This window comes from Nitrospira sp. SG-bin1, from assembly GCA_002083365.1.
Classification (GTDB): Bacteria; Nitrospirota; Nitrospiria; order Nitrospirales; family Nitrospiraceae; genus Nitrospira_D.
Map to the genome: position 1 here is coordinate 1 of LVWS01000036.1, position 9,134 is coordinate 9,134.

A 9,134-nucleotide genomic window follows, 5' to 3' on the forward strand; every position below is an offset into this window, starting at 1 on the left:
CGAGGTCGATGCGTTTGATGAGTTCTGCATAATTCCCATGAAGGCTCGGAAGGAGACGGTGAAGGCAGGCGCAGGCAGCCGCCTGTACCTCGTCAGGTGGCGGCTCGTGATGATCACCCGCAATGGTCAGTTCCCGTAGGAAGGCTTCATTCCGACGAGCTTCGGCTCCATGGGACCGATAGTAATCGGCCACCGTATGGCGAAGGATGCGGTAGAACCAGGCAAGCACACTCTCCTCATTGTGCAATGAGTGAGCGGAGGCGACCGCACGGGTGAGGCTTTGCTGAAGAATATCGTCCACGAGGGCTTCTTCGCCGACTCGACGGCGAACGAACTGTCTAAAGGCGGACTCGTTCTCCAGAAGTCGTTGCATGGCCCCGCTCGTGGTTCCTTCCTGCATCCGCGCCCTCCATCACTCACTTTTTCGCGTCGGCATCGAGGATGCTCCGGATGATGGTGATGACATTCTCCGGCGTCATGTTCGTCCCATCCACTTTGATGTTCCCGTCCAGCAAGAGCGACGGTGTTGACGACACCTTGATCCGCTCGCCCCATCGACGTCCTTCCTCGAACAGCCGGGCCGGTTTTCCACTTTCCAGTCCGGCCTCGAATGCCGCGGCGTCCAGGCCGACCTCCTTGATCAATATGGACCGAATCGAACGATCCAGTACCCCGTCCAACTTTTCCTTGTGAATGGTGCGGAACAACACGGCCTTCATCTGGTCGCCCTTGCCCATCATCTTGGCCTGCTCATACATATCAAACGGCGTCGGCAGTTTCCCAGGAATCACCGGGAACCCAACCATGGTGATTTCGACCTTGTCCCCAAACTCCTTCTGGAGCAGCGGCACCCCGGTTTCCTCGAAATGATGGCAATGCGGGCAGTAGAAGTCCGCGAACTCGACCACCTTTACCTTCCCCGGTTGATGGGTCGACGGCTCATCCTTCAATATTTCAAACTTCCCCTTCAATTCCGGCTTGGCCGCTGTCCCCGTGAACGGCATCCCCAATATCCAGATCATCCCCCCTACGGCTACAAGCCCGGTCTTCCACGTCGTCGAACGATGCATATCCCCTCTCCTTTCCAGTGATAGCCCGAGGGGCTCATTATATCCAATGCGGCGGGTCAATTTCGTTTGTTATAATCATGCCATGCCAAAAATTCGGCAGGCCTTGCTCGCCTCGCTGTTGGTCATCACGTCCGGCTGTGCCTCGACAGGGGATCAAACCGACATATCTTCCTCCAGCGCGCCACAGATAGCTTTCGCACAGGTCAAGGCCGAGCCTGAATCATTCACGGGACAGCCGGTGACTTTCGGGGGCAAAGTGCTCAACGCCAGACGTCTGAAGGAAGGGACCAGAATAGAAATTCTACAGCTGCCTCTATCGTCTTCCTCGCAACCGACAACGGACCTCAGCAAATCTCAAGGCCGTTTCATGGCCCTGCGGAAAGAATTTCTCGACCCTGCAACGGTTCCGCCCGACACGTTCGTGACCGTGACCGGAGAGATGGCCGGCTCCGTCACGTTGCCGCTCGATGAAACGGTGTACACCTACCCGCTCGTGCACATCAACAATCTGCGCGTGTGGGCCGAGGACGACGTAGAACCGCCTCGCATCCGCCGACCCATCAGTCCAGGACCGTATTGGGGCCCCTATTGGTCCCCATACTGGAGCCCGTGGCCTTATTATTGGTGGTGATCGCCATCGGTCGGAGTCCGTCCGAATTCGCTCCATGAAACGTTCGCCCTTGCCGGATGACGGTGATGTGAAAGAAGGCCCGCTGATTAAGGAGCACGCATGCCGAAGACGCCCCATGGCAAGGACGGTCGGAAGACGCATGCCTCCCCGAACCTCAGCTCATCGGTCGTGACGACGCTGAAGGAAGAAATCGTTCACTGGCATTATCCACCGGAACATCGGCTGACCGAAGATGAATTGTGCAAGAGATTCGGGGTGAGTCGGAGCCCGGTTCGGGAGGCACTTCGTGTACTGGCCTCCGACGGCTTCGTCAAAAAACTGTCGAATCGGGGCTACGCGGTGAAGCAGTATACCATCGATGAAATCCAAGAACTGTACGAGGTGCGCTTGGCGTTGGAACTCTATACGGTCGAACGTCTGGCCACCAAACCGCCGACAGGACTGGCCGCAGAGCTGGACGACCTCCAGCAAACTTGGACCGAGCTCTTGAAGGCATCCTCCAAGGCGCCGGAGGAGTTCGCGATCCTGGACACACTCTTTCACGATACCCTCGCCCTCGCCTTAGGCAACAAGTCTCTCCTCCGGCACCTCCGAACCATCAATGAACGGTTGACGCTGTTCCGAATGCTGGATTTTGACAGGCCGCATCGCGCCGAACACACCTGTCGCCAACATCTGGAGATTTTGGAGCGGATCATAGCCAAGGATGCCGCAGGCGCACGGATCGCCATGCAAGACAATATCGAGTCGGGACGCGCCAACATCCACACGGCGGTGAAGGACGCGCTGGCCAGAGCATATCTAAAGAAAACTTAGGATGCCCCGCCTATTCACCCAACCATGGAACTGTCTACCTGTCCTTCCAGCCGATCTTTTGCCTGTTCATCGCCTCTTACGATTCCCGTGGTAGCCTTGCCACTTCAATTTACCCAAAGCATGCACCGCGATACCCATCCAGCCGGCGTCCGTACTTAGCGGCATGTCAGCCTTGATCGACACACTAATTGGCGAGGCTGTACACGATCGGAAGGCTCACGACGATTTGCGGTTTTCCGATCGCTTGTTTCATATGGAGCGGACAGGCAAGTTTCACCGCCTCGATCGCCGCCTCGTCAAGCACGTTGTATCCTGAGCTCTTCTGGACGGACACAGCCGCCAGCTGTCCATCGGATCGAATGACGGCCTTGAGAATGACTTTCCCTTCCTGGCCGTTCATGCGGGCGGAGTTCGGATAACGTTTCAGTTCCGCCACCCGCCGCCACAATGATTCGGCCAGCCAACGATGGTCTGACGCCGCATTCTTCGTTACTTGCACTGCTGACATATCCGCATTATTCGTCGGAGACGGCGCCTGAGCAAAAGCATCTTGGGCGAGAGGAACCTCCGGCGTGGGAACCGATGGACCAGCATCTCCATCACGCGGAGCCGGTTGGGCCTCACCCGGCTCCGGTAGAGCAGCCGCTGCAACTGGTTCCGGCTCCTTCGAGTCAAACACCGGCTCGGCTTTCGGCTCAGCCACTTCGGCTCTCCGCTGCTCGACCGACTCCTCATCGACCTGAGAAGGTTCCGGTTTCTGCTCGATCGGCCTGACCGTTTCAGTCGTCGGCGATATTTGCTCGATTTTCCGCTCCACGGACTTGACTATTTGGGATGTCTCTGCGAGAGGTTTGGTTCGTGACTGAGACGTTATTCTGGCCTGTGAGTGTTCCGGCGATGCGAGTGATTGGACCTTGTCTGATACGACTTCAGACTTCGATGCTTCCACTAACGCGACATCCCACTGGAACATGTCTTCTTGCATGACTGGTTTGATCTGGGCGACCAGCGCGAACGCTAAGCCAACTATTACGCCATGAAGAGCCAGCGATATGACCCAGGCCGGCAAGAAGAATCGAGTTTCGTCAGTCGATGTCATGCTTCCTTTATGACCATACATATATGACCATACATATGGCGATAAGCAACCCCCAACTCACCGGCCAGAAAAAAGTGCGGGGCGAAGGCCAAGGGAGGTGCACCGACGCCCCGCGCTGGTCCGAGCCGGAGGCAGCCTGCTCGGACAATACACACTTCTCAGGTCAAGCGATACCTTGTGCTGCAGTTGATGGGTAGCCCATCGGAGTGCATGGAGCCTCCTATGGGTTCCCTGTCCACGACTGAACTAATTGCTCGCCTGGTTACCAGCCTGGGCTGCTCCAGAGGAAAATACCATCACACCCCCCGGATTTGTCCCAACGGGTACAGATTGTTTTTCCTGGTTATCGATCGCATTGATGATCGTCAGTGAATTAGCTGGCGCTGCATTGGAGACCACCACATACTTCGCTTCCCCGGCTCCTTGCGCCAGGACATCAAAGTTATGTCCGCCGGTCGCAACGAGAGGAATCTCTCTGAGGAGTGTGAGAGCCGGAGGAGTCAATGTGGCCCAATCGAATACAAAGAGTCGGTCTTTCTTTGTCGCCGTAGCGCCATTCCCGGCCAAGATGTAGAACCGCTTCGAGTCAGGAGAAAACTTGAACGCTCCTGGAGAAGTCCCATTGAGCGCCGAATCTAGCTCGGCAGTGGTTAAATTGGCGATAGTCGGCGAGGCGGCACTTAGATCAATGACACCAAGTTTTGTCGCTTGTTGCGGAGCGGTCGTTTCGCCACGCAGCAGAAGATACCTACCGTCTGGTGAAATTCCGAAGGAGGTATAGGGAGTATTGGAGAGATCCCACTTCCTTGAATTCGCCTCAATATATGGAGGACTTGGATTAATCTCGATAATTTCCTTATACCCTTCTTGCAAGCTGTAGATCTTGTTAGTCGATTTGGACCAGCGAATTCCATGCGGAGCCGAACCGTTGGGGGTGAACGCCGTTGTTAATGGTGTATTCGACTGGTTATCGCAGGTTTCTTTGCCGGGATTGCACAAGTCGATACGCGCAAGCAACGTAGGCGCACTCGTCAAACCCGGTGTGCCATCCAGCACAGCAATCTCGCCGGCAGTTTCGCTAGAGACGAAGACGCGTCCATTGTCTGCAAAAGCTGCAACCTTATGGCCATCAGCTAATAGGCAGGTTGTTCCCAACACTTTAGGGGGCGTGCCGCCGGGGCCGAGGTGAGAATTGTGAATTACCGTCACGGACCCACCGCCGCCTTGAGCCGCACAATGCACCAGATCATCTCCCGGTGTTGTCGTGTTCTGGGCATTGTCGCCATCGTTCATGATCCAGACCACTTCACCATCGTTTCGATCACGATACATATGCACAGGCCTGGTGCCGGTCGGCAGGTTGACCTCGTGAGCCGGAGTTGCAGCGGTCAATGGATCAATCGTAGCAACCTTATTGGCCGCCGCAAGATTCACGAAAATCCAATCCTCATTCGAAAACTGCATGTCCCCCAGGGCAGCATTCTCGAATTCGGCCGCGTCAATCGTGTTAACCACTGCGTTACCGGAATCTCCCTTCAACGCCACGCTCGTCAGCGTCTTGTCGCCAGTGTTATTTACAAATACGAGCGCACTGCTCGCTCCGGCGCTCCCCCCTGGAGCAGGAGTTCCCGTGGTAGGGGTGGATTCTCCTGCACTGCAGGCAGCGAGGCCGATCAGGGCGAGCCCTAACACGCCCGTCGCGATATTCGATACGTAGATTTTTCTCTTCATCGTTTCCATGGCCCGTTCCTTCCTCATTAATTATCGTCTTCCAAATCCCGCGTGGAACCCAGCCGGCTACTGAGTGAATCTGTTTTATGCGATCTGACGAACATCTTGTGGTGGGCCCCGAGGCGGGAATTGGCCATGAAGGGCAGTATCTTGTAGAGGAATATCACCGAGGCTCCAGACGCGGCTTACCCGAATATCAGTGGAGATTTCTCCGTATCCACCGCCTACCTGAATATCGAGACCACCACAGTGCCAGGCACAATGATTGTGGCTATGTTGACTGTTCTGTGTCTGTCCTTGCGGGCAATGGGTCCCCGTCCACTGCGGCGCCAGCCCCCCATGCATTGCAGACAACGAACCAGCGAGCCAGAGGACAACAGAGCAAGCCGCCAGTGCTCGGGCGAACTGCCTTTTCTTACCTACGCACCAGATTCGCGATCGCCGCCTCGTCATCCGTCCCATCCTCAACATGCAGGCTTTACGAAGCCCCACCAAACACTTGGAACGACTTGGTTAGCCCAAAGATGTAACTGATCTGCTGTTCCAGGTTGCCGTTGAAATCCCGATGAATGGGGATTTGGGCGATGAAATAGGCGGAGGCGAAGTTGAACACATTGAACATGATGCCCGGCGAATAGGCGACATAGGTCGAGCCGGTTGTGGGTATTGCCCGAAATTTGACCGTTGGATCGAGGAGAATGGGGGCTCCTCCGGGGTTGAACAGAAACAGTGATGCATCCATCGCGTCGTTCTGCATCCATCGGAAGTTGAACTGCTGTATCAGCACCAGCCAGGGCGTCCGCTCCAGCGGGATGATGTTGGCCCCCAGGCTCACGTTCACTTCATCGCCGAACTTGTAGCCGTCGCTGTTTTTAAACGTGTGCCGATAGCTCGCCAGCGCGAACTGGTTCAGCCGATGGGGAATCAGCTCATAGGTCTGATAGATCGTGGGAACCACACCGAAATTCCCGCGGCCGATTTGGAGCGTCGATTCGGCCAATTGGTCCCCAGTCGCCAGCCTGCCATAGTCCCCGGTCGGGAAATCGACTCCTACGCCGAGCACGACCATGCTGCGCAAGGTGGGGAGCACGTTATATTTCAGCGTGGCGCGAACATCACCGAGCCCTCTCTCGCTGTAGGGCACCGTTGTAAGTCCCCCAATCTGCGCATCCGATTCTACATGTCTGTATGGAATCGACACCTGGATACCAAGACGATCAGTCAGCCCATAATTGAGATCCAGCGTCGCGGTGCGCGTTGTGGTCTCGATACGGTTCACATCCAAATTGGCCAACGTGAGGGTCCTCTCACCTTGATTGGCAAACGGAATACGCCCCCCTTCACCCGGCGGCGCTTCCATCGGCGTATAGTTGTAGATCGCATTGACGGTCAGAAGACCCTTCATGGGTACGATCTGTTGTGAGCCGATGACGACAAAACAGCTGACCGACCCGCACGATGCCTCGACCCCGGATGGATTGAGCATCGTGCACAGCATTCCGACTACACCACTCACACCGATGACGCGGGACCAGATCGTGCGCACCATGATTCCAAACTCTTTCTTCTTGTGACGCAGCGGACCCGCATATCGGACCCTGCCGCGAGACACGGTTGTGAAACACGCCTATGACTGGGGGCGTTATGCGTGAGAGCGAGGAGGCCCGCGGAAGAAGTATGGGAGTGAGACCACGCTGAATACTACGTCATGGGATGGAATGGTGATCCATTCGAGCAGCTGAAGATCCGACGTCAATTGAACGACGGAGGACTCGATTCCTACGCCACCGGCGCACAACCATGCACAGATGCCGGTCGAGTGGGTGCCGGCCGCATGATCCGCATGGTGCTGAGCGTGGCCCACCGTGGGGGCAGCCATGACCCCGCTCATCATCACAATGACGAGCAACATGCCCCAGACGAGGACCGGTCGTTGTACGTTCATCATCATAGGAACGGCTAGTGCAGGGAAGCCGCCTTCGTCTGCTCCGGCTTCTGGATACGCGCCACCGTGTCGAAAATCACTTGCTCGGTCAACAGACCGCCCTTGATGTATTCTTGAACGACGCCTTTTTCGTCGATAAACACGCTGACAGGCAATCCGAAGACTCCAAACTGGTTCGCGACTTTGTTGTCATGGTCCATCAGCACCGGAAACGTATGACCATGTTGCTTGATGTGCTCGCGCACCTTCGCCTCATCTTCCAATTCGTTGACCGCCAGCACCACGAATCCCTTCTCCCGTAACTTGTCGTACATCGCCTGCATCGCCGGCATTTCCGTGGTGCAGGGCTTGCACCAGGTCGCCCAGAAATTCACCAACACCACCTTGCCACGATATTGGCTTAGGCTCTGCGGCTTGCCGTCCAAATCGGCCAAGCGAAAATCCTCGGCAGCCGTTCCCACCGCCGGCACGCGTGACCCCATTCCCCAACTCGGACCCCCGCTCGTCAGGACCATCACTCCCACGAGCAGCAGCCCGGTTAGAAACCTGTTCTTGGTCTGATTCATAATCATGACCCTCCACAATATCGTCAATATCGTCATGGCATGGAAGAAGTTCTTGCCCCGGCTCTCGTCCTACATGACGGAACCCGAGACGAATTGATCTCTGGCCTTCTAACCGAGGATCGTAGAGACCAAAAACCGTTTATACTGGAAGGTGCGGGGGAGCTCGGCTTGAAGCACTCTGCAGGGACTCAACAGATACGTGGGTCGGATGAGAATGTGAGACGACGGCGATGGGGTTACGCTCAGACTGGATCAGCACTACCGCGGTATCGAGGACCGTGCCGGCGGCACACATCCAGGAACAGAGGAGCGTTCCATGCGTCGCTGTTTGATGCTGGGCATGGTGTCCGGCATGTTCGGCGGATTGAGCCTGCGCCAACCCACCGACTGCAAGAACGCAGAGAACCAGTGCGACAGCTAGGATCGTTCGGAAAGAGCACTTCATCGCAGGCACTTCTCAACACATGTGCAGCAAGGAGCTGGACATGCAACAAATGCGAAGATGCCGAATACTAGGCGACCGAGGCAATGCCTGTCAAGGCGCAATGGCGCGATCCGGAGATCGAGGTAGGATTCACCGGACAGATGCTGTATACTGGGCAACCTAGTTTTGTATTGTTAGTTGAACACCACCTTTCAACACGACCCTTAATCATCTTCTTATGGTTACACAGGTACTCAATCTGATTTTCGGCAGTAAAAACGATCGTGAAATCAAGGCTCTGCGACCGATCGTGGAGCAGATCAACAGCTTGGAGCCGGGACTCACTCCTTTGTCCGATCAAGCCCTTGCCGACAAAACTCAAGATTTCAAGAAACGCCTCGAGGGCGGTCAAACCTTGGACGATATCCTCCCGGAAGCGTTTGCCGTCTGCCGGGAAATGTCCCGCCGCAAGCTCAATATGCGGCACTTCGACGTGCAGTTGATCGGCGGCATGATTCTTCACCGCGGCCGCATCGCCGAGATGAAGACCGGCGAAGGAAAGACGTTGGTCGCGACGCTACCCATCTATCTCAATGCACTGGAAGGCAAAGGCGTCCATCTGGTGACCGTCAACGATTATCTGGCCAAACGCGATGCCCAATGGATGGCGCAGCTCTACCATGCGCTGGGGCTGTCCACCGGCGTCATTCAGCACGACGCCTCCTTCATCTTCGATCCGACCTACGAGGCCTCGGATAAACGATTGCAAAACCTTCGCCCCTGCACCAGACCCGAGGCCTACCGGGCCGACATCACCTACGGCACGAACAACGAATACGGGTTCGATTATCT

General features: G+C 56.1%; 8 protein-coding genes and 2 pseudogenes. 3 read left to right on the top strand and 7 right to left on the bottom strand.

Annotated features, from left to right (window positions below; all coding sequences use genetic code 11):
* Together A4E19_20085 and A4E19_20090 are read right to left on the bottom strand one after the other, a co-directional pair.
* Window positions 1–400: pseudogene (locus tag A4E19_20085) on the bottom strand (hypothetical protein).
* Window positions 401–416: 16 nt separating this feature from the next.
* On the bottom strand, window positions 417–1,070 hold the full coding sequence (locus tag A4E19_20090) for a disulfide bond formation protein DsbA (protein ID OQW31816.1): 654 nt from the start codon (window positions 1,068–1,070) through the stop codon (window positions 417–419).
* 46 nt (window positions 1,071–1,116) lie between these two features.
* Here A4E19_20090 and A4E19_20095 point away from each other — a divergent pair, with 46 nt between their 5' ends.
* Together A4E19_20095 and A4E19_20100 are read left to right on the top strand one after the other, a co-directional pair.
* A complete protein-coding gene (locus A4E19_20095; GenBank protein ID OQW31817.1) occupies window positions 1,117–1,701 on the top strand; it encodes a hypothetical protein in 585 nt (194 codons plus the stop codon).
* A 99-nt stretch (window positions 1,702–1,800) separates the two neighbouring features.
* Window positions 1,801–2,517: a hypothetical protein gene (locus tag A4E19_20100; protein ID OQW31818.1), complete on the top strand. Its 717-nt coding sequence runs from the start codon at window positions 1,801–1,803 to the stop codon at window positions 2,515–2,517.
* A gap of 184 nt (window positions 2,518–2,701) precedes the next feature.
* Here the strand turns inward: A4E19_20100 and A4E19_20105 are convergent, their stop codons facing one another.
* From A4E19_20105 to A4E19_20125, 5 genes are all read right to left on the bottom strand, one after another.
* Window positions 2,702–3,616 carry a hypothetical protein gene (locus A4E19_20105; GenBank protein OQW31819.1) on the bottom strand — a complete coding sequence of 305 codons (915 nt, stop codon included), beginning with the start codon at window positions 3,614–3,616 and terminating at the stop codon, window positions 2,702–2,704.
* Window positions 3,617–3,862: 246 nt separating this feature from the next.
* Window positions 3,863–5,356, bottom strand: coding sequence for a hypothetical protein (locus A4E19_20110; GenBank protein ID OQW31820.1), 1,494 nt, complete (start codon window positions 5,354–5,356; stop codon window positions 3,863–3,865).
* Between the two features lie 469 nt (window positions 5,357–5,825).
* Entirely contained in the window at window positions 5,826–6,896 is a 1,071-nt protein-coding gene (locus A4E19_20115) for a hypothetical protein (GenBank protein ID OQW31821.1), read from the bottom strand.
* 93 nt (window positions 6,897–6,989) lie between these two features.
* Window positions 6,990–7,298, bottom strand: coding sequence for a hypothetical protein (locus tag A4E19_20120; GenBank protein OQW31822.1), 309 nt, complete (start codon window positions 7,296–7,298; stop codon window positions 6,990–6,992).
* Window positions 7,299–7,306: 8 nt separating this feature from the next.
* Window positions 7,307–7,864 carry a hypothetical protein gene (locus A4E19_20125; GenBank protein OQW31823.1) on the bottom strand — a complete coding sequence of 186 codons (558 nt, stop codon included), beginning with the start codon at window positions 7,862–7,864 and terminating at the stop codon, window positions 7,307–7,309.
* 656 nt (window positions 7,865–8,520) lie between these two features.
* On the opposite strand from A4E19_20125, the pseudogene A4E19_20130 reads away from it, so the two are divergent.
* Window positions 8,521–9,134, top strand: a pseudogene (locus A4E19_20130) (preprotein translocase subunit SecA).

What these genes read in the sequence shown, in the direction of transcription:
- A4E19_20090 (OQW31816.1), bottom strand. Translation starts at nt 1,070, where the DNA reads ATGCATCGTTCGACGACGTGGAAGACCGGGCTTGTAGCCGTAGGGGGG.
- A4E19_20110 (OQW31820.1), bottom strand. Translation starts at nt 5,356, where the DNA reads ATGGAAACGATGAAGAGAAAAATCTACGTATCGAATATCGCGACGGGC.
- A4E19_20125 (OQW31823.1), bottom strand. Translation starts at nt 7,864, where the DNA reads ATGATTATGAATCAGACCAAGAACAGGTTTCTAACCGGGCTGCTGCTC.
- A4E19_20120 (OQW31822.1), bottom strand. Translation starts at nt 7,298, where the DNA reads ATGATGATGAACGTACAACGACCGGTCCTCGTCTGGGGCATGTTGCTC.
- A4E19_20100 (OQW31818.1), top strand. Translation starts at nt 1,801, where the DNA reads ATGCCGAAGACGCCCCATGGCAAGGACGGTCGGAAGACGCATGCCTCC.
- A4E19_20095 (OQW31817.1), top strand. Translation starts at nt 1,117, where the DNA reads ATGCGGCGGGTCAATTTCGTTTGTTATAATCATGCCATGCCAAAAATT.
- A4E19_20105 (OQW31819.1), bottom strand. Translation starts at nt 3,616, where the DNA reads ATGACATCGACTGACGAAACTCGATTCTTCTTGCCGGCCTGGGTCATA.
- A4E19_20115 (OQW31821.1), bottom strand. Translation starts at nt 6,896, where the DNA reads ATGGTGCGCACGATCTGGTCCCGCGTCATCGGTGTGAGTGGTGTAGTC.